This is a genomic window from Agromyces albus (genome assembly GCF_030815405.1).
Taxonomy (GTDB): domain Bacteria; phylum Actinomycetota; class Actinomycetes; order Actinomycetales; family Microbacteriaceae; genus Agromyces; species Agromyces albus_A.
Genome location: NZ_JAUSWX010000001.1, coordinates 1,619,969 through 1,644,486, shown reverse-complemented (window position 1 = coordinate 1,644,486; position 24,518 = coordinate 1,619,969). Strand labels below are relative to the sequence as shown.

Genomic DNA, 24,518 nt, shown 5'->3' with positions numbered 1-24,518 from the left:
GGCATCCGCACGATCGAGCCGACGCCGATGGTGCCGAGAGCGAACAGTACGATCGCCTGATGGCCACCCCTGCGCTCACCGTCACCGATTCGCCCGCCGCCGAGGCTGAGGCCGACGTCGTGCTGCTCGCCGCCCGAAGCGGGCCAGACGGACTCGAGCTCCTGGCCGCTGACGGCTTCGACTGGGTCGAACCCCTCATCGCCACGCTCGGTGCCACGGGAGCGACCGACGAGCTCACCCGGGTCGGGGGCCTCGACGGCGGACCCCGTGTCGTCGCGGTCATCGGCGTCGGCGAGCGAGCGGATGCCGCGAGCCTCCGCCTGGCGGCCGGCAGCGCGCTGCGGCAGCTCACGGGCATCGCCACCGTCTCGATCGCGGTACCCGCCGACGAGGCGGCCACCGCCGCCGCGCTCCTCGAAGGGGCCGCCCTCGGCGCCTACGCCTACGGGGAGTACCGATCGAAGCCGAAGCCCACGGTCGCCGCGATCACCCTGCATACCCCCTTCGACGCAGACACCGTCGGCGTCGAACGAGTGCGCGCCGTCGTCGACGCCGTCGCCCGCACCAAGGACCTCGTCAACATGTCGCCGGCCGACCTCTTCCCCGCGCGCCTCGCCGAGATCGCCGTCGAGACCGCGAGCGCTGCCGGCGTGTCCGCTCGCGTCTGGGACGAGGAGGCGCTCCGGGAAGACGGGTTCGGCGGCATCCTCGCGGTCGGGCTGGGCTCGGAGCGCGGGCCGCGGCTCGTCCGCCTCGAGTACGCGCCGGCCGGGGCATCCGTGCACCTCGCGCTCGTCGGCAAGGGCATCACGTTCGACTCCGGCGGGCTCTCCCTGAAGCCGGGGCCGTCGATGGTCGGCATGAAGACCGACATGGCGGGCGCCGCCGCCGTGCTCTCGGCGATCGTCGCGCTCGCCGAGCTGGAGACGCCGATCCACGTGACGGGCTGGCTCGCCCTCGCCGAGAACATGCCCTCCGGGTCGGCCGTACGTCCGAACGACGTGATGCGCATGCGTGGGGGTACGACCGTGGAGATGCTGAACACCGATGCCGAGGGGCGGATCGTGATGGCCGACGCGCTCGTCGCGGCGAGCGAGGAGCAACCCGACCTCATCGTCGACGTCGCGACCCTCACGGGCGCGCAGGTCACGGCGCTCGGCAATCGGATCGCCGGGCTCATGGGCGACGACGAGACCGTCGCCAAGGTGCGCGCCGCCGCCGACGCCGTGGGCGAGGCCACCTGGCCGATGCCCTTGCCGAACGACCTGCTCACGCTGCTGAAGTCGGATGTCGCCGACCTCACGAACACGAAGCTCGGCGCGGGGGTGCCCGGAATGCTGCTCGCCGGGGTCTTCCTCCGAGCGTTCATCGGCACGCGTGACGGGTCGGACGACGAGCGGATCCCGTGGGCCCATCTCGACATCGCGGGGCCGTCGCACAACACCTCCGGCGGGTGGGGATTCACGGGTTCGGGTGCCACCGGAGTCGCCGTGCGCACCCTCGTCAGGCTGGGCGAGGACCTCTCCGCCTAGGTAGTAAGGTCATATGGGCGAGAACGTCGCCCATGCAATCTGCCCCGGGCACACCCGGAGGCAGTTCGTGTCGCAGATCTGGTGCGCAAGGGAGATTGCGGTTGTCCGAGCAGAACTTTGACATTGTCATCCTCGGTGGCGGCAGCGGAGGGTACGCAGCAGCACTGCGTGCCGTCGAGCTGGGCTTCACCGTCGGCCTCATCGAGAAAGACAAGCTCGGCGGTACATGTCTGCACCGCGGATGCATCCCGACGAAGGCGCTCCTGCACGCCGCCGAGATCGCCGACAACTCGCGCGAATCGGCGAAGTTCGGCGTGCGGTCGGCCTTCGAGGGCATCGACATCCCGGGCGTCACCGCGTATCGCGAAGGCATCGTGTCAAGCAAGTTCAAGGGCCTGCAGGGCCTCATCAAGGCTCGCGGCATCACCGTGATCGAGGGCGAGGGCCGCCTCGTCGCGTCGAACGCCGTGCAGGTCGGCGAAGACCGCATCGTGGGCAAGAACGTGATCCTCGCGACCGGCTCCTACTCGCGGTCGCTGCCCGGACTCGAGATCGGCGGCCGCGTCATCACGAGCGAGCAGGCACTCGAGCTCGACTTCGTGCCCAGCAAGGTTGCCGTGCTCGGCGGCGGCGTCATCGGCGTGGAGTTCGCGAGCGCATGGAAGTCGTTCGGCGCAGAGGTCACGATCATCGAGGCGCTCCCCCACCTCGTGCCGAACGAGGAGGAGTCCGTCTCCAAGCAGCTCGAGCGCGCATTCCGCAAGCGCGGCATCGACTACAAGCTCGGCGTGCGGTTCCAGGGCGTCACGCAAGATGACAACGGCGTCGTCGTGACGCTCGAGAACGGCGAGACCGTCGAGGCCGAGCTCCTGCTCGTCGCCGTCGGCCGCGGCCCCGTCACGCAGGGCCTCGGCTATGAAGAGGCCGGCATCACGATCGATCGCGGCTTCGTCATCACGAACGAGCGTCTTGCGACGAACGTGCCCGGCGTCTACGCCGTCGGAGACATCGTTCCCGGGCTCCAACTCGCGCACCGCGGCTTCCAGCAGGGCATCTTCGTCGCCGAGGAGATCGCGGGCCTGAACCCGATCGTCGTCGACGACGTGAACATCCCGAAGGTCACCTACTGCGACCCAGAGGTCGCCTCGATCGGCTACACCGAGGCGAAGGCCGCCGAGAAGTTCGGCGCCGACGAGGTCTCGTCGTACGAGTTCAACCTCGCCGGCAACGGCAAGAGCCACATCCTCGGAACGAGCGGCTCGATCAAGGTCGTGCGCGTGAACGACGGTCCCGTCGTGGGCGTGCACATGATCGGAGCCCGCGTCGGCGAGCTCATCGGCGAAGCCCAGCTCGCCGTGAACTGGGAGGCCTACCCCGAGGACATCGCACCGTTCATCCACGCTCACCCGACGCAGAACGAAGCGCTCGGCGAGGCATTCCTGAAGCTTGCCGGCAAGCCGCTCCATGCACTCTGAGCCGGCCGCCCAGAACACGACTGCAATAAGCTAGAAAGCGTCCCACGCTGTGAAGGAGACAAGCGCATGAGCGAATCCGTCAGCCTCCCGGCACTCGGTGAGAGTGTCACGGAGGGCACGGTCACCCGATGGCTGAAGAACGTCGGCGACCGTGTCGAGGTCGACGAGCCGCTGCTGGAGGTGTCCACCGACAAAGTCGACACCGAGATTCCATCGCCGGTGGCAGGCGTCATCGAGGCGATCCTCGTCCAGGAGGACGAGACCGTCGAGGTGGGCACCGCCCTCGTGACGATCGGCGACGGCACCGGCGCAGCCGAGGCTGCACCGGCGGCCCCCACGTCGGAAGCCGCCCCGCCCGCCGCGGAAGCAGCACCGGCGCCCGCGCCCGCTGCAGAAGCAGCTCCGGCGCCCGCCGCAGAGGCGGCGCCGGCTCCTGCTGCGCCCGTCGCCGAAGCAGCCCCTGCCGCGCCTCCGGCGCCGGCACCGGCGGCGCCAGCGGCGCCCGCGGCTCCGGCTCCAGCCGCCGAGCCCGCTGCACCTGCAGCACCGGCACCGGCCGCCCAGCCCGCTGCACCCGCACCGGCCTCCGAGCCCGCTGCACCTGCAGCACCGGCACCGGCCGCCCAGCCCGCTGCACCCGCAGCACCGGCACCGGCCGCCCAGCCTGCAGCACCGGCGGCACCGCCGGCTCCTCAGCCCGTTGCTCCCGCCGCACCCGAGGCCCCTGCTGCACCGCAGCCGACGGCCACGGGATCGCACGCCGGCCCCGCGGGCTACGTCACGCCGATCGTCCGCAAGCTGGCGAACGAGCAGGGCGTCGACCTCGCGAGCGTCACCGGCACGGGAGTCGGTGGTCGCATCCGCAAGCAAGACGTGATCTCGGCACAGACCGCCCCGGCGGCCGCCGCTGCGCCGGCACGTCCTGCTCTCGAGACGTCGCCACTGCGCGGCACCACCGTGCCGATGACGCGCCTGCGCAAGGTCGTCGCCGAGCGCGCCGTGGTGTCCATGCAGTCCACCGCACAGCTCACGTCGGTCGTCGAGGTCGACGTCACGCGGGTTGCGCGACTGCGCGACAAGGTGAAGGGCCGATTCCAGGAGGCGACTGGCAACAAGCTCTCGTTCCTGCCGTTCTTCGCTCTCGCCGCCGCCGAGGCGCTCCGCGCCTACCCGATCATCAACTCCACCGTCGACGGCGACACGATCGTCTACCCGGCGCAGGAGAACATGAGCATCGCGGTCGACACCGAGCGCGGTCTGCTCACCCCGGTCATCCGTGACGCGGGCGAGCAGAACATCGCCGGACTCGCGGCGCAGATCGCCGATCTCGCCGAGCGCACGCGTAACAACCAGCTCAAGCCCGACGAGCTCTCGGGCGGCACGTTCACGCTGACGAACACCGGCTCGCGCGGTGCGCTGTTCGACACGCCGGTCGTGTTCCTGCCCCAGTCGGCGATTCTCGGAACCGGCATCGTCGTCAAGCGCCCGGTGATCATCAGCGAAGACGGCTCCGACGCGATCGCCGTGCGATCGATGGTCTACCTGGCGCTCTCGTATGACCACCGCATCATCGACGGCGCCGACGCAGCCCGATTCCTCTCGGCGGTCAAGGCTCGCCTCGAGGAGGGCGCATTCGAGGCCGACCTCGGCATCTAGCCGAAGATCTCGCGCAAGCGCCAACCGGCCTCGCTCCTCATCACGAGGATCGAGGCCGGTTCGCGTTCGGCCGTCATGAAGGGCACGGAGACGAGCACCGCGGATCCCATCTCTGCGGTCAGCGTGATGCGGTCGAGGTCATAGTCGAGAGGCGGCACTCCGTCTCCTTCTCGCGCGGCGACCATCGCCGCGCGATCATCTGTCTCGATGGCCGAGCCGGGCTGCACGACCACGTCGAGGCACGAGAGATCGAGCGTGGCGAAGCAACTCGAACGCAATTCGAGCAGTTCGGCGACCGCAGCCATCGCATCGTCGGCGAGCAGAGCAGAGCCTCCCGCCGCGTCACCGGGTGTGGCGGTCGTGGGACTCGGAGGTTCGGTCGAGGAGACCTCGGCGCCGGCAGAGGCTGGTGACGTCGACTCGGGAGGCACGGTCGCGAGAGCCGGGCCGCCCGACTGTGCACCGTCGGCCGTCGCCGGAGGCACGAGGGTGAGCATCAGCACGAACGCTCCCGCGCTCATCAGGCCGCCGAAGAGCAGTGTTCGCCGTCGCCCGGCGAGCAGCTTGCGAAGTCGGTCGATCGTCGATGCCGCGCGATCGACGTCGGCCGCCGCTGCGATCTGGGTCGCCGTCTGGTCGGGGAGCTGGGCGAGCGAGAACAGCATGCGCAGGCCGGCTCCCACTCGTCGCCGCGGAACCACGGCCGCCCCGGGCGCCTGCTGCGACTCGTCGGGCGCTGGGAGCATCGGCGCGCCGATTCGCGCCGGAAGGCCGACGGGTCTCGGCCTCGTCGCAATGCCCGAGATGGGCTCGGGCGATGCTGCCCCGAAGAGCGTGCGTTCGAGCTCGGGCTCGCACGTCAGGAAGGGGCGTGCGTCGAGCCGCCCGCGGAGGAGATCGATCGCCGCAGAGAGCGCGCCCGAGGGACGGGTGGCGGCAGCGACATCCTCGACGAGCTCGGCGAGTGCCACGTGCCCTGCGCGCAAGAGGGCAGTGCGCTCTGCCGCTCCGCCGTGGCCGGGAAGCCGCTCGAGCGCGCCGAGTCCGACGAGCCGTGGTCGGCCGGCGTCGTCGATGAGCACGTCGCTCGCCGACAGCCGCGTGTGCACGAACCCGCTGCGCGCGAGCTCCGCGACCGCGACGACGATCGGCGCGAGCACGGTGACCGCCTCTCCCGGCGAGAGGCTGCGATCGGTGAGGATGCGGGCGAGGCTGACGCCCGGCATCCGCTCGACCGCGAGGCAGCAACGACCGTCGTCGAGCGTCGCGACATCGTAGAGGGCGGGCAGCGCACCCGACGCATCGGCCGTCATCGCCTCGACCTCGACGGCGATCGCCGTACTCGACGCGTGCGCCGGGTAGACGCGGATCGCCAGCAGCGGAGCGGGTTCACCCGGGGCGGTCTCATCGGGGCGATCCGCCGTCGCGAGGTACACGTCGGCCCGTTCGCCCGAGGCGATGCGCCTGATGAGCCGGTATCCGGCGAGCCTGCCGTCGACGGGCGGGCTCGGCGCGACGGCGGCCGGAGTGTCGACAGCAGAACGGCGGGCGGCACGGCGACTCATACGCCGATCCTGACGCGATTCCCGCGGCCGGCCCCGGCTGCAGCGCGCTCCCCCGGCTGATCGCCACCGGGTGCCGGTTGTCGAGGACGAGTCGCCCTAGACTGGTCGGCATGCTCGACTTCGTCGTCGCGGGGCTAAGCGCCAACTCCGTGCCGTACATCGAGGGTCTCGACCTTCAGCGCGCCGTCCATCGCGCGGTCGTCAGGGGCGAACGCCCCGACACCGTCATCCTCCTGGAGCACCCCTCCGTCTACACCGCCGGCAAACGCACAGCCCCCGAAGAGCGACCCACTGACGGAACGCCCGTCATCGACGTCGATCGCGGCGGCAAGATCACATGGCATGGTCCGGGTCAGCTCGTCGGGTATCCGATCCTTCGGCTCGAGGAGCCGATCGACGTCGTCGGCTACGTGCGGCGCCTCGAGGGGCTCCTCATCGACGTGCTGGCTGACCTCGGCATCGACGGCCGTCGCGTCGACCGCCGGTCGGGGGTCTGGGTCGGTCCACCCGGCTTCGAGAACAAGATCGCGGCCATCGGCATCCGAGTGGCCGACGGGGTGACCATGCACGGATTCGCCCTGAACTGCAGCAATTCGCTCGACCCATACGAACGGATCGTGGCATGCGGCATCCGAGACGCCGGGGTCACGACGATCTCCCGCGAACTCGGTCGCACGGTCGATCCAGAAGACCTCGTCGCGCCGGTCACCGAACGCTTCCTCGCCGAGGCGGCGGTCACCGCATGAGCACCGCACCTGATGGGCGCCGGATGCTGCGCCTCGAAGTCCGCAACGCCGAGACCCCGATCGAGCGCAAGCCCGAATGGATCAAGACGCGCGCGAAGATGGGGCCCGAGTACCGCGCACTGCAGTCGCTCGTGAAGAGCGAGGACCTCCACACCGTCTGCCAGGAGGCCGGCTGTCCCAACATCTACGAGTGCTGGGAGGACCGCGAGGCGACCTTCCTCATCGGCGGGTCCCAGTGCACGAGACGCTGCGACTTCTGCCAGATCGACACGGGAAAGCCGGCCGACTACGACGTCGACGAGCCGCGCCGGGTGGCGGAGTCCGTCGAACGGATGCAGCTGCGCTACGCGACGGTCACCGGTGTCGCCCGCGACGACCTGCCCGACGAGGGCGCATGGCTCTATGCCGAGACGATCCGGCAGATCCATGCCCACACGCCGGGCACCGGCGTGGAGATCCTGGTGCCTGACTTCTCGGGCAACCCCGACCACCTCGCCGAGGTGTTCTCGGCCCCGCCCCGAGGTGTTCGCGCACAACGTCGAGACGGTGCCCCGGATCTTCAAGCGCATCCGGCCGGCGTTCCGGTACGAGCGATCGCTCGACGTGATCACGCAGGGTCGCGATGCCGGCCTCATCACCAAGTCGAACCTGATCCTCGGCATGGGCGAGGAGCGTGAAGAGGTCTCCGAGGCTCTGCGCGACCTCCACGACGCGGGCACCGACATCATCACCGTGACGCAGTACCTGCGGCCGAGCCCGCGGCACCTCCCCGTCGCGCGGTGGGTGCGGCCAGAGGAGTTCGTCGAGATCAAGGAGGAGGCCGAGGAGATCGGATTCCTCGGGGTGCTCGCCGGACCGCTCGTGCGATCGTCGTACCGTGCAGGCCGGCTCTGGGCGCAGTCGATGCGCGCCAAGGGGCGACCGCTTCCGGAGTCGCTCTCGCATCTTGCAGACTCGTCGCTCGGGTTCGCCCAGGCGGTCGGCTGAGGGATCCGGATTCCGCCTCCGCCCGTCGAGAACACGGTCGGAGGCGGTCCGACTCGCCGGTATCCTTGACACCATGGCACGCACCAAGGACAAGCCGTCCGCTCCCAAGGAGCCCGGCCGCATGAAGCAGATGTGGCAGGTCTTCCAGATGACCCGCCGCTACGACCCGACTGCGCAGTGGCTCATGCTCCTGGCCTTCCTCGCGCCTGTGCTCGTGGGCCTCGCCGTCGCGCTCCTGCTCGGCGAGGGCAACGGGTTCACGATCGCCCTCTGGATCATCGCGGGTGTGCTCGCCGGCCTGCTCATCGCGCTCGTCATCCTCGGCCGCAGGGCCGAGCGGGCCGCGTATTCGCAGATCGACGGCCAGCCCGGCGCGGTCGGTGCGGTGCTCCGCAGCGGTCTCCGCGGCGGCTGGATCGGCAACGAGATGCCCGTGGCCGTGAACGGCAAGACGCAAGACGCCGTCTACCGCGCGGTGGGCCGTGGCGGCGTGGCGCTCATCAGCGAGGGCCCGGTCTCACGCACCAAGCGCATGCTCGACGACGAGCAGCGCAAGGTCTCACGCGTGCTACCGAACGTGCCGATCACGCTCATCTCGGTCGGCCACGACGAGGGAACGGTCGAGTTGTACCGGCTTCCGGCGACCCTGCGCAAGACCAAGCGCACGCTCACGAAGCCCGAGGTGCTCGCGGTCTCGAATCGCCTGAACTCCCTGCAGAGCTCGTTGCCGATCCCCAAGGGCATCGACCCGATGAAGGCACGCCCCCAGCGCGGCAAGGCACGCTGAACCGAGCGATTCGAAGCGGCATCCGTCGATCGGCGGATGCCGCTTTCGTCGTCTTGCGCAGTGTCGATCAGGCGCGGACGAGCACGGTGCCGGCGATCTTGTCGTGGAAGCCGCGCTGGTCGGAGTCCCACACGAGTGCCGGCACCACGAAGACGAGGAGCGCGGTGCGCACGACCGGGCGCCACACGCCGATCCAGCCGCCGGTGAGCGGCACGACCCGCAAGCCCACGGCCCGATGCCCGATGCTACCGCCGAGCGTCGGGATGAAGATCACCTGGAGCACCCCGAACACGATCGGCGTGACCCAGGTGTAGGCGACGGACTCGTAGGGCGTGAACAGCAGCGCGAGGAGCATGGCGCTCGCCCAGTCGATGAGCAGGCCCCCGATGCGCCGCCCGACGCGGGCCACGGAACCGGGACCGCTCTTGGGAAGCCCCAGCCGCTCCCCCGGCCAGCGGCTCGGCTCGAGATCTCCGAAGGTCTGCGGTTTCGCGTCTGGCACCAGTCGAGTCTACCGACCGCGGCGTCGCGTAACATGGCCGAAACATTCACGTCACGGTAGGGAAACGGCGGCTCGATAGCGTCGACTACCGACTGTGCAAGTCCGTTCGGTCCACCCGCGCCCCCTTGGAGTTTCGTCACATGTTCAGTGATTCGTCTGAAGTGCTCAAGTTCATCAAAGACACGGATGTCAAGTTCCTCGACATCCGTTTCACCGATCTCCCGGGTGTGCAGCAGCACTTCAACATCCCGGCCTCGACCGTCGATGAGGACTTCTTCACGGTCGGCCAGCTCTTCGACGGCTCCTCGATCCGCGGATTCGCGAACATCCACGAGTCCGACATGCAGCTCATCCCCGACGTGTCGACGGCGTACGTCGACCCGTTCCGCGCCGAGCGCACCCTGATCATGGTGTTCGACATCTACAACCCGCGCAACGGCGAGATCTATGCGAAAGACCCGCGCCAGGTCGCGAAGAAGGCCGAGAAGTACCTCGCCTCGACCGGCATCGCCGACACCGCCTACTTCGCACCCGAGGCCGAGTTCTACATCTTCGACGACGTGCGCTACCACGTCGACCAGCACTCGAGCTTCTACTCGGTCGACTCGAGCGAGGGCGCCTGGAACTCGGGACGCACCGAAGAGGGCGGCAACCTCGCCAACAAGACCCCCTACAAGGGCGGCTACTTCCCGGTCTCCCCCGTCGACCAGCACGCCGACCTCCGCGACGACATCTGCCTCAAGCTCATCGACGCCGGCCTCATCCTCGAGCGCAGCCACCACGAGGTGGGCACCGCCGGCCAGGGCGAGATCAACTACCGGTTCGACACGATGGTGCACGCGGCCGACGACATCCTCAAGTTCAAGTACATCGTCAAGAACACGGCGAACGAGTGGGGCAAGACGGCCACCTTCATGCCGAAGCCCCTCTTCGGCGACAACGGCTCGGGCATGCACACCCACCAGTCCCTCTGGAACGACGGCACGCCGCTGTTCTACGACGAGGCCGGCTACGGCGGGCTCTCCGACCTCGCACGCTGGTACATCGGCGGCATCCTGAAGCACGCACCCGCAGTGCTCGCCTTCACGAACCCGACGGTGAACTCCTACCACCGCCTCGTGCCCGGCTTCGAGGCACCCGTCAACCTCGTATACTCGGCGGGCAACCGCTCCGCGTCGATCCGCATCCCGATCACGGGCACCAACCCCAAGGCCAAGCGCATCGAGTTCCGCGCGCCCGACGCCTCGGGCAACCCGTACCTCGCGTTCGCCGCCCAGCTCATGGCCGGCCTCGACGGCATCAAGAACCGCATCGAGCCCCACGAGCCCGTCGACAAGGACCTCTACGAGCTTCCCCCCGAGGAAGCCAAGTCGATCCCGCAGGTGCCGGGCTCGCTCGGTGCAGCACTCGAGGCGCTCGAGGCTGACCACGACTTCCTCCTCGAGGGCGGCGTGTTCACCAAGGAGCTCATCGAGACCTGGATCGACTACAAGCGCGAGAAGGAGCTGAAGCCCCTCGCTCAGCGTCCGCACCCGTTCGAGTACGAGCTGTACTACGGCGTCTGATCTCACCCGACCCGGAAGGGCCCGTATCGCAGCAGCGGTGCGGGCCCTTTCGCATGGAATGGCCGATTCAGCTCCCGGGCATCGCAGCGCGGAATCGGTCGAACGCGCTCAGGACGTGGTCGGCTCGCGGCGCGGTTCGATCCCGTAGAAGCCGCGTTCGAACACCGCGCGCGAACGACGGGTGAGCTGCAGGTAGTCGTGCTCGAGCGCCGTCGCCGAGCCCGGTGGATAGCCCATGATGCGCGCGACGCCCTCGAGCTGCGATCGTTCCACCGGTAGCACGTCAGTCGTGCGGTCGAGCCACAGCGTGAGCGACGATCGGGCTCGTGAGGCGAACACCCAGGCGGCACGCAGCGTCTCGGCATCGGATGCCGCGATGAGCCGATGTTCGACCGCGCTCGCGAGCGCCTCGAGGGTCGACGGCGTGCGCAGCGCCGGAACCGCGGCGGCGTGCTGCAGCTGCACGAGCTGCACGAACCACTCCACATCGCTCAGCGAACCGCGGCCGAGCTTCAGGTGCCGGGTGGGGTCGGCCCCTTGCGGAAGCCGCTCCCTCTCGACCCGCGCCTTGATGCGCTTCACCTCGCGCACGTCCTGCTCGGAGATGCCGGCCGGGTAGCGCACGGAGTCGGCGAGTTCGGTGAAGTCGCGGATGAGGGCGGCGTCGCCGGCGACACCGCGGGCGCGGAGCAGGGCCTGCGCCTCCCACGTGAGCGACCAGCGCGCGTAGTAGGCGCGGTACGCGTCGAGGGAGCGGGCGACGACGCCGTTGCGGCCCTCGGGTCGCAGGTCGGCGTCGAGATCGAACGGCAGCCGAGTGTCTTCGCTGAGGCGCACGAGCTCGGCGACGATGCGGAGCGCGCGCGCCTGTGCGTCTTCCGGCGCGGCATCCGTCGCCCTGAACACGTAGACGACATCGGCGTCGGAGCCGATGCCGAGTTCGCGGCCGCCGAAGCGTCCCATGCCGATGACGGCGAACTCGATGCCGTCGGCCTCGCTCCCCCGGATCGCCGACACGAGTGCCGAGATATGGCTCTCGGTGACGTCGCTGAGCCCGCGGCCGAGCTCCTCGACGGTGCAGATGTCGAGGATCGCCGAGAGGGCGAGACGCAGCACCTCGCGGCGACGGATGGCGCGCAGCACGTTCGCCGCCGCATCGCGGTCGTCATGCCGGGCCAGCACCGCGCGAGTCTGGTCTTCGAGGGCGGCGAGTGAGCGGGGCCGCAGTTCGTCGACGTCTTCGAGCCACGCCACCGCCTCGGGAATGCGCTCGAGAAGCTCACCGACGAATCGGGAGCCCGAGAGCACTCGAGTAAGACGCAGGGCTGCATCGGACGAGTCGCGGAGGAGCCTGAGATACCAGTGGGTGGTGCCGAGCGTGTCGCTGAGCCGGCGGAACGACAGGAGCCCGTAGTCGGGATCGGCGCCGTCGGCGAACCATGAGATGAGCACGGGCATGAGGTTGCGCTGGATCGCCGCGCGACGGGAGACGCCCGCCGTGAGGGCGCCGATGTGCGCGAGCGCGCCGCGCGGGTCGAGGAAGCCGATCGCCGCGAGGCGGGCAGCTGCCTGTTCGCTCGTCAACTCGAGCCCCGACGCGGGCAGTGCCGCGACGGCCGAGAGGAGCGGCCGGTAGAAGAGTCGCTCGTGCAGGCCTCGCACGCGCTGCCGCGTCGCCTGCCACACTCGCGTGAGCTCGGCGGCGTCTCGTGCGAGCCCCGAGGCCCGGGCGAGTACCCGCAGACTGCCCTCGTCGCGCGGCATGAGGTGCGTGCGTCGGAGTCGGTCGAGCTGGAGGCGATGCTCGAGCACGCGAAGGATGCGGTAGTGGCGGGCGAACTCCGCGGCCTCCTCCCGGCCGACGTACCCCCGCTGGGCGAGCGCCTCGAGTGCAAGCAGCGTGCCGCCCTGACGGATCTCGACGTCGGTCGCCCCATGCACGAGTTGCAGGAGCTGCACCGTGAACTCGATGTCACGCAGCCCGCCCGGGCCGAGCTTCACCTGCACCTCGACCTCGTTCGGCGGGATGTGCTCCGTCACGCGTTCGCGCATGCGCTGCACCGACTCCACGAACCCCTCGCGACTCGAGCTCGACCAGACCTTCGGCGCGACGCCCGCGGCGTACCGTTCACCGAGCTCCTCGTCGCCCGCGAGCGGCCTGGCCTTGAGGAGCGCCTGGAACTCCCAGCTCTTGGCCCAGCGGTCGTAGTACTGCAGGTGTGAGTCGAGGGTGCGCACGAGCGCACCGTTCTTGCCCTCTGGCCGCAGGTTCGGATCGACTTCCCACAGCGGGGGTTCGATGCCCGGTTCACCGATGGCCCGCATCGCGAGCATCGCGAGCCGTGTGGCGATCTCGATCGCACGAGGCGTACTCACCACCGCCTCATCTGCCGACTCGGCGACGAAGATCACGTCGACGTCGCTCACGTAGTTGAGTTCACGAGCGCCCGCCTTGCCCATGCCGATGATCGCCAGTCGCGTCGCGGCGACCTCGGCGGCTGGGAACCGGCCCGGCGCCGCCGGCTCGGCGTCGCGGCGGCTCACGGTGCGGCGAGCGATCGCGAGCGCAGCATCGAGCGTGGCACCGGCGAGGTCGGCCAGCCCGGCTGCAACCGTGTCGACGGCCTCGATCGCGTCGCCACGCGTCAGGTCGTAGATCGCGATGGCGGCCAGAACACGCCGGTAGCCGACCCGGAGCGCGTTCGCAGCGGTTTCGGCCGGATCACCGGATGCCGTCGACGGCCCATCAACCGCCGCGACGAGCGCCACTCTCGCTTCCGCGACACTCGGCGGGGGCGACGGCACCTGACCGAACACGGCGAGCTCGGCCGGATGCCGCAGCAGGAAGTCCGCGAACCCGCGCGACGCGCCGAGCAGGCGCGCCATCCGCTTGGCCGACGCATCGTCGCCGAGCACCGCGGTCACCTCGTCAGGCGCCCGATCTCGCAGTCGGCGCACCGCGCCGAGTGCTTCGTCGGGATTCCCGGCGTGCGAGAACGCCGCGAGCAGCGACTCGCTGTCGGTTCCCGTCGTCGACGCGAGTTCGGCGAGGTCGGCCGCTGCTCGCTCGAGACCGTCGAATCCCGCTCGCGCGAGCCCGCCGAGAGTGGGAGCCTGGCGTGACATCCGCAACCGGTCAGAGGATCTCGAGATTACGCTGCAGCTCGAACGGCGTGACCTGGGAGCGGTAGTCGCGCCATTCCGCGCGCTTGTTCGCGAGCACGAAGTTGAAGACCTGCTCGCCGAGCGTCTCGGCGACGAGCTCGGACTCCTCCATGAACTCGATCGCGTGATCGAGACTCGCGGGCAGCGGGTTGTAGCCGAGCGCGCGACGCTCGCTGTCGGTGAGGGCCCACACGTCGTCTTCGGCCTCTGCCGGGAGCTCGTAGCCCTCTTCGATGCCCTTCATGCCCGCGGCGAGAAGCAGCGAGAACGAGAGGTACGGGTTCGCGGCCGAGTCGATCGCACGGTACTCGACCCGCGCGCTCTGCCCCTTGTTGGGCTTGTAGAGCGGCACGCGCACGAGCGCGGAGCGATTGTTGTGGCCCCAGCAGACGAAGCTCGGCGCCTCGTCGCCGCCCCAGAGACGCTTGTACGAGTTCACGAACTGGTTCGTGACCGCCGAGATCTCGGACGAGTGACGAAGCAGGCCGGCGATGAACTGGCGACCGATCTTCGAGAGCTGGTACTGGGAGCCCGGCTCGTAGAACGCGTTGGCATCGCCCTCGAAGAGGGACAGGTGCGTGTGCATGCCCGAGCCCGGCTTGTCGGAGAAGGGTTTCGGCATGAACGTCGCATAGACGCCCTGCTCGATCGCCACCTCTTTGATGACCGTGCGGAAGGTCATGATGTTGTCGGCGGTTGTGAGCGCGTCGGCGTACCGGAGGTCGATCTCGTTCTGGCCGGGACCCGCCTCGTGGTGGCTGAACTCGACCGAGATGCCGAGGTCTTCCAGCATCCGCACCGAGCGGCGGCGGAAGTCGTGCGCCGTGCCACCGGGAACGTTGTCGAAGTAGCCGGCGGAATCGACCGGGATCGGCCCCTCCTCGCCGTACTTCGACGACTTCAGGAGGTAGAACTCGATCTCGGGATGCGTGTAGAACGTGAACCCGCGGTCGGCGGCACGCGCGAGCGTGCGCTTCAGGACGTTGCGCGGATCAGCGACGGCCGGTTCGCCGTCGGGTGTCGTGATGTCGCAGAACATGCGCGCCGTCGGATCGATGTCGCCCCGCCACGGCAGCGTCTGGAACGTCGTGGGATCGGGGTAGGCGAGCAGATCGGACTCGAAGGAACGACTGAGTCCCTCGATCGCCGACCCGTCGAATCCGATGCCCTCCGTGAAGGCACCCTCTACCTCGGCCGGCGCGATCGCCACCGATTTCAGAGTCCCGACGACGTCGGTGAACCAGAGTCTGACGAACTTGACTCCCCGTTCCTCGATGGTCCGGAGAACGAAGTCGCGCTGCTTATCCATCCACACCCTCTCTCGCTCCTCTAGGGTACTGGCTCGCGAACCCACGGCACGCCGCTCGTGCCTGTGCCGTGTGCGAGACTGGCGACATGTCCGACCAGCCCGCGAAGACCGCAGCATCCGACACCTCGACGGGAGTCGAGCAGAACCCGTACGGCGGCACAGCCGCGACCGGCGGACCCAAGAGGGTGCGCACGAGGCACTTCCAGAATGCGAAGCGCGACGGCATCAAGATCACCGGGCTCACGAGCTATGACCAGCTCACCGCGCGCATCTTCGACGAGGCCGGAATCGACTTCCTGCTCGTGGGCGACTCCGCCGGCAACAACGTGCTCGGCTACGAGACCACCCTGCCGGTCAGGGTCGACGACCTGATTCCGCTCACGCGCGCGGTCGCGGGCGCCGTCAAGCGCGCCTTCGTCGTCGCCGACATGCCGTTCGGCTCCTATGAGAACGGCCCTGAGGACGCGCTCCACACCGCCGTGCGATTCATGAAGGAGACCGGGGCGCACGCCGTGAAGCTCGAGGGCGGCGAACGCAGCCAGAAGCAGATCCGCCGCATCGTGCAGGCCGGAATTCCCGTGATGGCCCACATCGGCTACACCCCGCAGAGCGAGCACGGACTCGGCGGCCACGTCATCCAGGGCCGGGGCGAGGGCGTCAAGCGGCTCCTCGCTGATGCGAAGGCCGTTCAGGATGCAGGTGCCTTCGCAGTCGTCCTCGAGATGGTGCCGGCCGACGCGGCCCGGCAGGTCACCGAGATGCTCCAGATTCCCACCATCAGCGTCGGGGCGGGTCCCTACACCGACGGGCAGTTGCTCGTCTGGACCGACTGGGCGGGCCTCACGATCGGGCGCGTGCCGAAGTTCGTGAAGCAGTACGCGAACCTCTCGGGCATCCTCAGCTCGGCGGCGAAGGAGTGGCGTGAGGACGTCGAGTCGGGCAGCTACCCGAACAGCGAGCACAGCTACGAATAGCCGGGGCTACTCCTCGGCGGCCTCTTCCTCGGCCCATTTGGCGCTGTTCGCCCGCAGGATCTCGAGCGCATGCTCGGCCTCGGCTCGCGTCTCGAACGGGCCGACCCGATCGACGGAGGGCGACTCGAAGCCGTGCTCCACCTCGCCGGTTCGCATGTTGTACCAGAACAAGTGCTCGACGTCCTCGGCCATAGGCTGATCCTATGCCCAAGAACGCCCACGGCACCCTGATCCCCGGCCGCCTGTCGCCGACGCGAGCCGTTCCCGCCGAGATCCGTCGCCCCGAGTACGTCGGCAGGCGAGCTCCCTCGCCGTACACCGGCGGCGACCTGTACTCCCCCGCCGAGGTCGAGGGAGTCCGCGCTGCAGGGCGAGTGGCGGCACGGGCGATCGAAGCCGCGGCAGCCGCCATCCGTCCGGGCGTCACGACCGAGGAACTCGACCGCATCGTGCACGAGTACGTGGTCGGGCACGGGGCGTACCCGTCGACGCTCGGCTACCGCGGCTTCCCGAAGTCGTCGTGCACATCGGTGAACGAGGTCATCTGCCACGGCATCCCCGACGACACCGTGCTCGGCGACGGCGACCTCGTCAACATCGACGTCACCGCCTACCTCGACGGGTTCCACGGCGACCTGAACCACACGTTCCTCGTCGGCGAGACGAGGGAGGAGGCTGCACTCCTCGTGGAGCGGACGCGCGAGGCGCTCGCGCGCGGCATCCGCGCCGTGGCGCCCGGCCGCCAGGTCAACGTCATCGGTCGCGCGATCGAGGCCTACGCCCGCCGATTCGGCTACGGCGTGGTCCGCGACTACACCGGTCACGGCGTGGGCCGCGCCTTCCACTCGGGCCTCATCATCCCCCACTACGACGCCCCAGAGTTCGACACCGTGATGGAGCCGGGCATGGTCTTCACCATCGAGCCGATGCTCACCATCGGCGGCATCGAGTGGGACCTCTGGCCCGACGAGTGGACCGTCGTCACTCGCGACGGATCGCTCACCGCACAGTTCGAGCACACGCTCGTGGTCACGGAACGCGGCGCCGACATCCTGACCCTGCCCTGAGCGCATCCGCCGACGCGATAGTGTGGCGCCATGGCGAGTGAGCACGCGATCGGCATCGACATCGGCGGCACGGGCATCAAGGGGGCAGTCGTCGACCTCGGCACCGGAGAGCTCCTCACCGAGCGCCGGAAGGTCGCGACTCCCGAGGGCGGGCGGCCCGCCGACATCCTCGAGGCCACCGACGAACTCCTCGCCGTGATCGCCTCCGACGCGGGCCCCACGCTGCCCCTCGGAGTGTGCTTCCCGTCGGTCGTGAAGCACGGCTACACCCTCTCGGCGGCGAACATCTCAGAAGATTGGATCGGCCTGCCCGCCGAGGAGCTGTTCGAGAAGGAACTCGGTCGCGAGATCCACTTCATCAACGACGCGGATGCCGCGGGCTTCGCCGAGTCGCGCTACGGCGCCGCCGTCGGCGTCGACGGTCTCGTCATCCTCGCGACGCTCGGCACCGGCATCGGCACGGCCTTCATCTACGACGGCGTGCTCGTGCCGAACACCGAACTCGGCCACATGGAGGTCGACGGCGTGCACGCCGAGAAGCGCGCCGCGTATTCGGCGATGGAGCGCGAGTCGCTCAGCTGGAAGGAATGGGCGGCACGGCTGCAGCGGTTCTTCGACACGGTCGAGTTCCTGTTCACGCCCGACCTCCTCGTCGTCGGAGGGGGCGTCTCGAAGCACCACGAGCAGTTCCTGCCGCTGCTCAAGCTCACGACGCCGATCGTGCCGGCGGTGCACCGCAACAACGCCGGGATTCTCGGCGCGGCGGCGCTCGCTGCACGTTAGGGGCGCCGCACGTTAGGGGCGCCGCGCGTTTGGGGCGAATGGGCCGGCTGATACGCCGGGTTCTGTTCACGCGGCATCCGAGGATGCAGCGCTGGACGGCCATCTCTCTCGGGACTACGTTGCCGCAGCCCTCCAGCGGTCTACCCGGGAACGGGGCGGGCAGCCCCATGGTTCCCTGTCTGACCTTGCTCCGGACGAGGTTTACCGAGCCGGCCACGTCACCGTGACCGCTGGTGGGCTCTTACCCCACCGTTTCACCCTTACCGCAGGCGAGCCTGCGGCGGTCTGCTTTCTGTGGCACTGTCTCGCGGGTTGCCCCGGGTGGGTGTTACCCACCGTCCTGCCCTGTGGAGCCCGGACGTTCCTCGGCATCCGCCGGTGCTTCCGAAGAAGCAGCCACCGGATGACGCGACCGTCTTGCCGACCCACTCGCAAGTCAAGTGTACAGCCCGAACCCGGACCCCAGATCCATGGTCAGGGGTCCGCCACCACGACGAGCAGTCGCGGCGTCAGAGGCCGGATTCGTCGGTGCGCACGAGGATCCGGTCGCACTCAGGGCAGAACAGCACGTCGTCGGATGCCGCTCGCCGCACGCTCTCGAGATCGGAACCCGTGAACGTGATCGTGCACCCGCCGCACGTGCGCTGGCGCAGGTGCGCCGCGCCGACGCCACCACCGCGCACACGGCGCTGCTCGTAGAGGGCGATGAGATCGTGCGGCAACGTCGTGGCGACGACCCCGCGATCGCGTTCGGCGTGGTCGCGCTCGGTGTTGAACTCGGCTGCGGCGGCATCACGCTCGGCCTCGAGGGTCGCGACCTCGGCCGCGATCGCGGCACGCTGCTCGTCGATTCCGGCGACGACGCCCTCGGCCGCCTCGACACGCTCCATGACCGCGAGCTCGATGTCCTCGAGATCGGAGAGTCGCTTCGTCAGTGAGGCGAGCTCGGACTCGAGGCCCGCGACATCCTTCACCGACGAGGTCTGCTGCAGCCGTTCGCCATCGCGCTTGATGCGCGCCTCGACGACGGCGACGTCGGACTCGAGGCGCTTGAGCTCGGTACGGGCGTCTTCGAGACCGCCGACCGCCTCGGCGCGCGAACGGCGCACGACCTCATCGCGGGTCGCGAGCTCGGCGAGGGCTGCCGACTGCGGCAGCGAACCGAGACGGTGTGCGATCTGCTGCAGGCGGGTGTCGAGGGACTGCAGTCGCAGCAGTTCCTGCTGTTCGGCTGGGGTGGCCTTCACGTGGTGCTCCTCGTGGGGGTCGGTGTGGAGGTCGATGTGGGGGTGGAGATGGAGGGAGTCATCATTGCACGACCTGGAAGTCCCAGGGATCGGTGCGGAGGTCGCTCACGAGCACCTCGAGGTCGGGATGGGCGCTCTGCAGCTGGGCCGCCGCTGCATCGAGCCAGAGCCACTCGCTCGCCCAGTGCGACACGTCGATGAGCGCCGGCCCACCCGCGAGCAGCGCCTGCTCGCGGGCCTCCGACGCCGGATGGTGGCGGAGGTCGGCCGTGATGTAGACATCGGCGCCGAGCACCGCAGGGTCGCCGAGCAGGGAGTCCCCGGCTCCCCCGCACACTGCGATGGTCTGCACGTGGTCGTCGAACCCGCCCGACACCCGCACACCGGTCGCGGTCGCGGGGAGGAGCTCGGCGAGCGTACGCGCCAGGCGGCCGAGTGTCGTGGGCTCCGCGAGCCGGCCGACACGGCCGAGCCCCAGGGAAGGATCGGTGCCGGGCACGATCGGCCGCGAGTCGAGGAGCTCGAGTCGCGCCGCGAGCACGGCAGAGGTGCCCTCCTCGACGACGTCGGCGTTGGTGTGTGCCGCGACGAGCGCGCAGCCGGCCCTGATGAGCCGCGCGAGGAGCGCGCCCTTGTAGCGGTCTTCGGCGATGCTCGTCACGCCGCGCAGGAGCAACGGGTGGTGGGCGATCAGGAGGTCGGCGTCACGATCGACGGCCTCGTCGACGGTGGCTCCCACGGCATCGACGGCGAGCAGGATGCGGCGCACCGAGGCATCGGGGTCACCCGTCACCAGGCCGGGGGCGTCCCACGCTTCGGCGCCGGAGAGCGGCCAGAGTCGATCGACCGTCGTCAGGACTTCGGCGAGGACTGCAGGCACCCGCCCAGCCTAGCGCCGCCCGTGTCGGAGGGCCGCGACGCGCGAACCGTGAAGTGGGCCCTGCCGGGCTCGAACCGACGACATCCACGGTGTAAACGTGGCGCTCTACCAACTGAGCTAAAGGCCCACGCCGCGCGGCGCACCCCCATGGTATCCGAGCCTCCTTAGACTCGCGCCCATGGAGGCTGCACAGAGACACCCGAGTCGCACGACGGAAGCAGAGCATCGCTGGCCGGCGGTCGTTGGACTCCTCGCGGCGCTCGCCCTCTACGCATTCCTGCCGAACGAACTGGTCGGCGGCCTGAGGTTCGTGGTCGTGGGCGCCGGCCTGGCATCGCTGATCCCGCTCGTCGCAGTCAATCCGCACCGGCTGATCCGTCAGACGGCATGGTCGAGGGCATTGTCGGTGGGACTGGCCCTGCTTCTGGTCCTCGCGAATCAGGTGACGCTCGTGCTGCTCGTGTTCAAGCTCGTGGAGGGGCGTCACGACGCACCCGGCCTGCTGATCGCCGCCCTTCAGGTGTGGGTCGCGAATGTCATCGGGTTCGCTTTGCTGTACTGGGACATGGACCGGGGTGGTCCTGTGGTGCGGACGACCTGGGCAAGGACCGAGTTGCCGGCCGCCGACCTTCGCTTCTCGCAAGACGAGGACGAAGACGCGGTCGCCGAGGTCGCGGTGCGATCTTCGGCCGTTCATGACTGGACGCCCAGTTTCATCGACTACTTCTACACGTCGCTCTCGAACTCGATGGCGTTCAGCGCGAGCGACTCGATGCCGCTGTCTCAGCGCATGAAGCTGTTGATGGGACTCCAGGCGTTCGGCGGATTCGTGATCCTCGCTCTCGTGATCGCTCGCTCGGTCAGCATTCTGGACTGAGCCCCACCTGCAGCGGAGCAGAGAGCGGATGTCGCCGCGACTCCGTCACTGCCCTGCGAGCGCTGCGCGGTATTGGTCGAGCGAGCGGGCCTCGCCGCGCGGCGACGTGAAGCTCTCCCGCACGATGCCGTCGGCCCCGATCACGAACGTCGCACGCAGGGCGAGCCCGGTCGACTCGTCGAATGCGCCGAACGACGCCGCGACCGCGCCGTGCGGCCAGAAGTCCGACAGCAAAGGGAACCCGTACGACTCGGCCTCCGCCCATGCGCGGAGCGTGTGCTTCGAGTCGACCGAGACGCCGAGGAGCTGGGTGCCGGCGGCCTCGAACATCGAGAAGTTGTCGCGCAGCTCGCACAGCTCGCTGTGGCAGACCCGCGAGAAGGCGAGCGGGAAGAAGACGAGCGTGACGGGCGTCCTCCCCGTGAAGTCGCCGAGCCGCACCGTCTGGCCGAACTGGTTCGCGAGGGCGAAGTCGGGGGCGACGGCCCCTCGTGCAAGGATCATGGGCGGTGCGCTTTCGTGGTGGTTCGAGTGGACGCGCGCCCAGCCTAGCCCCGGCGGCGCAGGCATAGAATCACTAGGATGGCGTGGTGCCATGCGACCGTGATCCGGTCCGCTTCGTCGTGCGCACGCCCCACACCGCAGGCATGATCTGCTGAAAAGAGAGGTCGAGTGTGACTGTCAACGACCAGGACCCCTACTCGGTCGAGGCGATGGACTCGGATCCCGACGAGACATCCGAATGGTCCGAATCCCTCGATGCGCTCGTCGCCGAGAAGGGCCACCAGCGGGCGCGCGAGATCATGCTCAGCCTGCTCAAGCGCTCGAAGGAGCTGCACCTCGGCGTGCCGATGGTGCCCACGACCGACTACCTGAACACGATCGCGCCCGAGAACGAGCCCGACTTCCCGGGTGACGAGGAGATCGAGCGCCGCTACCGCGCGTGGATCCGCTGGAACGCGGCCATGCTCGTGCACCGCTCCCAGCGCCCCGGCATCGCGGTCGGCGGGCACATCTCGACGTACGCGTCATCCGCAGCGCTCTACGAAGTGGGCTTCAACCACTTCTTCCGCGGGCAGGACCACCCCGGCGGCGGCGACCAGATCTTCATCCAGGGCCACGCGTCGCCCGGCACCTACGCCCGCGCATTCCTCGAGGGCCGGCTCGGCGCCGACCAGCTCGACGGGTTCCGCCAGGAGAAGTCCCACGCCCCCAACGGCCTGTCGTCCTACCCGCACCCGCGGCTCATGCCCGAGTTCTGGCAGTTCCCGACGGTGTCGATGGGCCTCGGTCCGATCAATGCGATCTACCAGGCGCAGGCGAACAAGTACCTGACCAACCGCGGCATCAAGGACGCCTCCGACCAGCACGTCTGGGCCTTCCTCGGTGACGGCGAGATGGACGAGGTCGAGAGCCGCGGCCAGCTCCAGGTCGCCGCGAACGAGGGACTCGACAACCTGACGTTCATCGTGAACTGCAACCTGCAGCGACTCGACGGCCCCGTGCGAGGCAACGGCAAGATCATCCAGGAGCTCGAGAGCTTCTTCCGCGGTGCCGGCTGGAACGTCATCAAGGTCGTCTGGGGCCGCGAATGGGACGACCTCCTCGCTCGCGACAACGACGGCGCGCTCCGCAACCTGATGAACATCACGCCCGACGGTGACTACCAGACCTACAAGGCGGAGTCGGGCGCCTACGTGCGTGAGAACTTCTTCGGCCGCGACCCGCGGGCGCTCGAGCTCGTGTCGCACCTCAGCGACGACGAGGTCTGGGGCCTCAAGCGCGGCGGCCACGACTACCGCAAGGTCTACGCCGCGTTCAAAGCGGCCGCCGAGCACAAGGGCCAGCCCACCGTCATCCTCGCGAAGACCATCAAGGGCTACGGCCTCGGTCCGTCGTTCGAGGGTCGCAATGCGACCCACCAGATGAAGAAGATGACGCTCGACAACCTCAAGACCTTCCGCGACGCGATGCGCATCCCGATCACGGACGCCCAGCTCGAGGAGAACCCCTACCTGCCGCCGTACTACACGCCCGGCGACCAGGACGAGGCGATCCAGTACCTGCACGAGCGCCGGCGCGCGCTCGGCGGCTACCTTCCCGAGCGCCGCACGAAGCACACGGCCATCTCGCTGCCCGACGACTCCGCGTACGCGATCGCGAAGAAGGGTTCCGGCACGCAGGAGATCGCCACGACCATGGCGTTCGTGCGCATCCTGAAAGACCTGATGCGCGCCAAGGACTTCGGCAACCGCATCGTGCCGATCATCCCCGACGAGGCGCGCACCTTCGGCATGGACGCGTTCTTCCCGAACGCGAAGATCTACAACCCGAACGGCCAGCACTACACGTCGGTCGACCGCGAGCTCCTCCTCGCCTACAAGGAGAGCCCGCAGGGACAGATCATCCACGTCGGCATCAACGAGGCCGGTGCGCTCGCCGCGTTCACCGCCGTCGGCACGTCGTATTCCACCGAGGGCGAGCCCCTCATCCCGATCTACGTGTTCTACTCCATGTTCGGATTCCAGCGCACGGGCGACGCGATCTGGGCCGCGGGCGACCAGATGGCGCGCGGCTTCATGATCGCCGCGACCGCGGGCCGAACGACCCTCACCGGCGAAGGACTCCAGCACGCCGACGGGCACTCACTGCTCCTCGCGTCGACGAACCCGGCCGTCGTGTCGTACGACCCCGCATACGGCTACGAGATCGGGCACATCATGCGCTCGGGCCTCAACCGCATGTACGGCGGCACCCACCCCGATCCGAACGTCATGTACTACATCACGGTCTACAACGAGCCGCTCGTTCAGCCGGCCGAGCCCGAGGGCGTCGACGTCGAGGGTATCGTGCGCGGCATCCACCGCATCGCGGAGTCGCCGGCGCAGGGCCCGAAGGCGCAACTGCTCGCGTCGGGCGTCTCGGTGCCCTGGATTCTCGAGGCGCAGGAGCTGCTCGCCCAGGATTGGGGCGTCTCCGCAGACGTCTGGTCTGTGACGAGCTGGACCGAGCTCCGCCGCGACGGCATCGCCGCCGACGAGCACAACTTCCTGAACCCCGACGCCGAGCGCCGCACGTCGTACCTCACGCAGAAGCTGTCGGGCGCCCAGGGGCCCTTCGTCGCGGTGTCGGACTTCATGCACGCCGTGCCCGACCAGATCCGCGCCTACGTGCCGGGCGATTTCGCAACGCTCGGTGCCGACGGCTTCGGCTTCTCCGACACGCGCCCCGCGGCTCGTCGCTTCTTCAAGATCGACGGACCTTCGGTCGTGGTTCGCACGCTCGAGCTCCTCGCAGAACGTGGTGAAGTCGACCGCGCACTCCCCGCCCAGGCGATCGAGAAGTACCGGCTGCACGACGTGAACGCCGGCACCACCGGATCGGCCGGCGGCGAGAGCTAG

At 69.0% G+C, this 24,518-nt stretch carries 19 protein-coding genes, 1 tRNA gene, 1 other RNA gene and 1 pseudogene; 12 read left to right on the top strand and 10 right to left on the bottom strand.

Annotation, left to right across the window (positions count from 1 at the left end; translation table 11 throughout):
• The first annotated feature begins 59 nt into the window (after positions 1-59).
• From QFZ29_RS07695 to QFZ29_RS07685, 3 genes are all read left to right on the top strand, one after another.
• Positions 60-1,532 (top strand): leucyl aminopeptidase, encoded by a 1,473-nt coding sequence (locus QFZ29_RS07695; protein ID WP_306893589.1) that lies wholly within the window; start codon positions 60-62, stop codon positions 1,530-1,532.
• A 101-nt stretch (positions 1,533-1,633) separates the two neighbouring features.
• Positions 1,634-3,007: a dihydrolipoyl dehydrogenase gene (gene lpdA, locus QFZ29_RS07690; RefSeq protein ID WP_306893588.1), complete on the top strand. Its 1,374-nt coding sequence runs from the start codon at positions 1,634-1,636 to the stop codon at positions 3,005-3,007.
• 66 nt (positions 3,008-3,073) lie between these two features.
• On the top strand, positions 3,074-4,663 hold the full coding sequence (locus tag QFZ29_RS07685; protein WP_306893587.1) for a 2-oxo acid dehydrogenase subunit E2: 1,590 nt from the start codon (positions 3,074-3,076) through the stop codon (positions 4,661-4,663).
• Here the strand turns inward: QFZ29_RS07685 and QFZ29_RS07680 are convergent.
• On the bottom strand, positions 4,660-6,228 hold the full coding sequence (locus tag QFZ29_RS07680; RefSeq protein WP_306893586.1) for a protein kinase: 1,569 nt from the start codon (positions 6,226-6,228) through the stop codon (positions 4,660-4,662). The genes QFZ29_RS07685 and QFZ29_RS07680 overlap by 4 nt on opposite strands.
• Before the next feature lie 110 nt (positions 6,229-6,338).
• Between QFZ29_RS07680 and lipB the strand changes: the two genes are divergently transcribed.
• The 3 genes and pseudogenes from lipB (at position 6,339) to QFZ29_RS07665 (ending at position 8,748) form a co-directional block, all read left to right on the top strand.
• Positions 6,339-6,974 (top strand): lipoyl(octanoyl) transferase LipB, encoded by a 636-nt coding sequence (gene lipB / locus QFZ29_RS07675; protein WP_306893585.1) that lies wholly within the window; start codon positions 6,339-6,341, stop codon positions 6,972-6,974.
• A pseudogene (gene lipA / locus QFZ29_RS07670) lies at positions 6,971-7,961 on the top strand (lipoyl synthase). Before lipB ends, lipA begins: the two are co-directional and overlap by 4 nt.
• A 73-nt stretch (positions 7,962-8,034) precedes the next feature.
• The gene (locus QFZ29_RS07665) at positions 8,035-8,748 is read left to right on the top strand and encodes a DUF4191 domain-containing protein (protein ID WP_129522073.1); all 714 of its coding nucleotides are present in this window, start codon (positions 8,035-8,037) and stop codon (positions 8,746-8,748) included.
• A 67-nt stretch (positions 8,749-8,815) separates the two neighbouring features.
• Here QFZ29_RS07665 and QFZ29_RS07660 read toward each other — a convergent pair whose 3' ends face one another.
• Positions 8,816-9,250: an RDD family protein gene (locus QFZ29_RS07660; protein ID WP_373426193.1), complete on the bottom strand. Its 435-nt coding sequence runs from the start codon at positions 9,248-9,250 to the stop codon at positions 8,816-8,818.
• Positions 9,251-9,390: 140 nt separating this feature from the next.
• Here QFZ29_RS07660 and glnA point away from each other — a divergent pair, with 140 nt between their 5' ends.
• Positions 9,391-10,815: a type I glutamate--ammonia ligase gene (gene glnA / locus QFZ29_RS07655; RefSeq protein ID WP_306893584.1), complete on the top strand. Its 1,425-nt coding sequence runs from the start codon at positions 9,391-9,393 to the stop codon at positions 10,813-10,815.
• A gap of 108 nt (positions 10,816-10,923) precedes the next feature.
• On the opposite strand, the gene QFZ29_RS07650 is transcribed toward glnA, so the two are convergent.
• A complete protein-coding gene (locus QFZ29_RS07650; RefSeq protein ID WP_306893583.1) occupies positions 10,924-13,941 on the bottom strand; it encodes a bifunctional [glutamine synthetase] adenylyltransferase/[glutamine synthetase]-adenylyl-L-tyrosine phosphorylase in 3,018 nt (1,005 codons plus the stop codon).
• A gap of 10 nt (positions 13,942-13,951) precedes the next feature.
• Positions 13,952-15,289 carry a glutamine synthetase family protein gene (locus tag QFZ29_RS07645; RefSeq protein ID WP_306893582.1) on the bottom strand — a complete coding sequence of 446 codons (1,338 nt, stop codon included), beginning with the start codon at positions 15,287-15,289 and terminating at the stop codon, positions 13,952-13,954.
• 86 nt (positions 15,290-15,375) lie between these two features.
• On the opposite strand from QFZ29_RS07645, the gene panB reads away from it, so the two are divergent.
• On the top strand, positions 15,376-16,263 hold the full coding sequence (gene panB, locus QFZ29_RS07640) for a 3-methyl-2-oxobutanoate hydroxymethyltransferase (RefSeq protein ID WP_306893581.1): 888 nt from the start codon (positions 15,376-15,378) through the stop codon (positions 16,261-16,263).
• 6 nt (positions 16,264-16,269) lie between these two features.
• On the opposite strand, the gene QFZ29_RS07635 is transcribed toward panB, so the two are convergent.
• Entirely contained in the window at positions 16,270-16,455 is a 186-nt protein-coding gene (locus QFZ29_RS07635) for an SPOR domain-containing protein (protein WP_306893580.1), read from the bottom strand.
• Between the two features lie 11 nt (positions 16,456-16,466).
• On the opposite strand from QFZ29_RS07635, the gene map reads away from it, so the two are divergent.
• Together map and ppgK are read left to right on the top strand one after the other, a co-directional pair.
• The gene (gene map / locus QFZ29_RS07630) at positions 16,467-17,330 is read left to right on the top strand and encodes a type I methionyl aminopeptidase (protein ID WP_306893579.1); all 864 of its coding nucleotides are present in this window, start codon (positions 16,467-16,469) and stop codon (positions 17,328-17,330) included.
• A 30-nt stretch (positions 17,331-17,360) separates the two neighbouring features.
• On the top strand, positions 17,361-18,113 hold the full coding sequence (gene ppgK, locus QFZ29_RS07625; protein ID WP_306893578.1) for a polyphosphate--glucose phosphotransferase: 753 nt from the start codon (positions 17,361-17,363) through the stop codon (positions 18,111-18,113).
• 35 nt (positions 18,114-18,148) lie between these two features.
• On the opposite strand, the gene rnpB is transcribed toward ppgK, so the two are convergent.
• From rnpB to QFZ29_RS07605, 4 genes are all read right to left on the bottom strand, one after another.
• Positions 18,149-18,541: RNase P RNA component class A (gene rnpB, locus QFZ29_RS07620), an RNA gene on the bottom strand.
• An 81-nt stretch (positions 18,542-18,622) separates the two neighbouring features.
• Positions 18,623-19,360 carry a zinc ribbon domain-containing protein gene (locus QFZ29_RS07615; protein WP_306893577.1) on the bottom strand — a complete coding sequence of 246 codons (738 nt, stop codon included), beginning with the start codon at positions 19,358-19,360 and terminating at the stop codon, positions 18,623-18,625.
• Positions 19,361-19,421: 61 nt separating this feature from the next.
• Positions 19,422-20,240, bottom strand: coding sequence for a Nif3-like dinuclear metal center hexameric protein (locus QFZ29_RS07610; RefSeq protein ID WP_306893576.1), 819 nt, complete (start codon positions 20,238-20,240; stop codon positions 19,422-19,424).
• Between the two features lie 54 nt (positions 20,241-20,294).
• Positions 20,295-20,367, bottom strand: a tRNA-Val gene (locus QFZ29_RS07605).
• Positions 20,368-20,418: 51 nt separating this feature from the next.
• Here QFZ29_RS07605 and QFZ29_RS07600 point away from each other — a divergent pair.
• On the top strand, positions 20,419-21,117 hold the full coding sequence (locus QFZ29_RS07600; RefSeq protein ID WP_306893575.1) for a hypothetical protein: 699 nt from the start codon (positions 20,419-20,421) through the stop codon (positions 21,115-21,117).
• A 45-nt stretch (positions 21,118-21,162) separates the two neighbouring features.
• Here the strand turns inward: QFZ29_RS07600 and QFZ29_RS07595 are convergent, their stop codons facing one another.
• Positions 21,163-21,621 carry a peroxiredoxin gene (locus QFZ29_RS07595; protein WP_306893574.1) on the bottom strand — a complete coding sequence of 153 codons (459 nt, stop codon included), beginning with the start codon at positions 21,619-21,621 and terminating at the stop codon, positions 21,163-21,165.
• Positions 21,622-21,791: 170 nt separating this feature from the next.
• On the opposite strand from QFZ29_RS07595, the gene aceE reads away from it, so the two are divergent.
• The gene (aceE, locus tag QFZ29_RS07590) at positions 21,792-24,518 is read left to right on the top strand and encodes a pyruvate dehydrogenase (acetyl-transferring), homodimeric type (RefSeq protein WP_306893573.1); all 2,727 of its coding nucleotides are present in this window, start codon (positions 21,792-21,794) and stop codon (positions 24,516-24,518) included.

What these genes read in the sequence shown, in the direction of transcription:
- QFZ29_RS07680 (WP_306893586.1), bottom strand. Translation starts at nt 6,228, where the DNA reads ATGAGTCGCCGTGCCGCCCGCCGTTCTGCTGTCGACACTCCGGCCGCC.
- ppgK (WP_306893578.1), top strand. Translation starts at nt 17,361, where the DNA reads ATGGCGAGTGAGCACGCGATCGGCATCGACATCGGCGGCACGGGCATC.
- map (WP_306893579.1), top strand. Translation starts at nt 16,467, where the DNA reads ATGCCCAAGAACGCCCACGGCACCCTGATCCCCGGCCGCCTGTCGCCG.
- QFZ29_RS07645 (WP_306893582.1), bottom strand. Translation starts at nt 15,289, where the DNA reads ATGGATAAGCAGCGCGACTTCGTTCTCCGGACCATCGAGGAACGGGGA.
- QFZ29_RS07600 (WP_306893575.1), top strand. Translation starts at nt 20,419, where the DNA reads ATGGAGGCTGCACAGAGACACCCGAGTCGCACGACGGAAGCAGAGCAT.
- panB (WP_306893581.1), top strand. Translation starts at nt 15,376, where the DNA reads ATGTCCGACCAGCCCGCGAAGACCGCAGCATCCGACACCTCGACGGGA.
- QFZ29_RS07595 (WP_306893574.1), bottom strand. Translation starts at nt 21,621, where the DNA reads ATGATCCTTGCACGAGGGGCCGTCGCCCCCGACTTCGCCCTCGCGAAC.
- QFZ29_RS07685 (WP_306893587.1), top strand. Translation starts at nt 3,074, where the DNA reads ATGAGCGAATCCGTCAGCCTCCCGGCACTCGGTGAGAGTGTCACGGAG.
- glnA (WP_306893584.1), top strand. Translation starts at nt 9,391, where the DNA reads ATGTTCAGTGATTCGTCTGAAGTGCTCAAGTTCATCAAAGACACGGAT.
- QFZ29_RS07665 (WP_129522073.1), top strand. Translation starts at nt 8,035, where the DNA reads ATGGCACGCACCAAGGACAAGCCGTCCGCTCCCAAGGAGCCCGGCCGC.
- QFZ29_RS07635 (WP_306893580.1), bottom strand. Translation starts at nt 16,455, where the DNA reads ATGGCCGAGGACGTCGAGCACTTGTTCTGGTACAACATGCGAACCGGC.
- QFZ29_RS07695 (WP_306893589.1), top strand. Translation starts at nt 60, where the DNA reads ATGGCCACCCCTGCGCTCACCGTCACCGATTCGCCCGCCGCCGAGGCT.
- QFZ29_RS07650 (WP_306893583.1), bottom strand. Translation starts at nt 13,941, where the DNA reads ATGTCACGCCAGGCTCCCACTCTCGGCGGGCTCGCGCGAGCGGGATTC.
- lipB (WP_306893585.1), top strand. Translation starts at nt 6,339, where the DNA reads ATGCTCGACTTCGTCGTCGCGGGGCTAAGCGCCAACTCCGTGCCGTAC.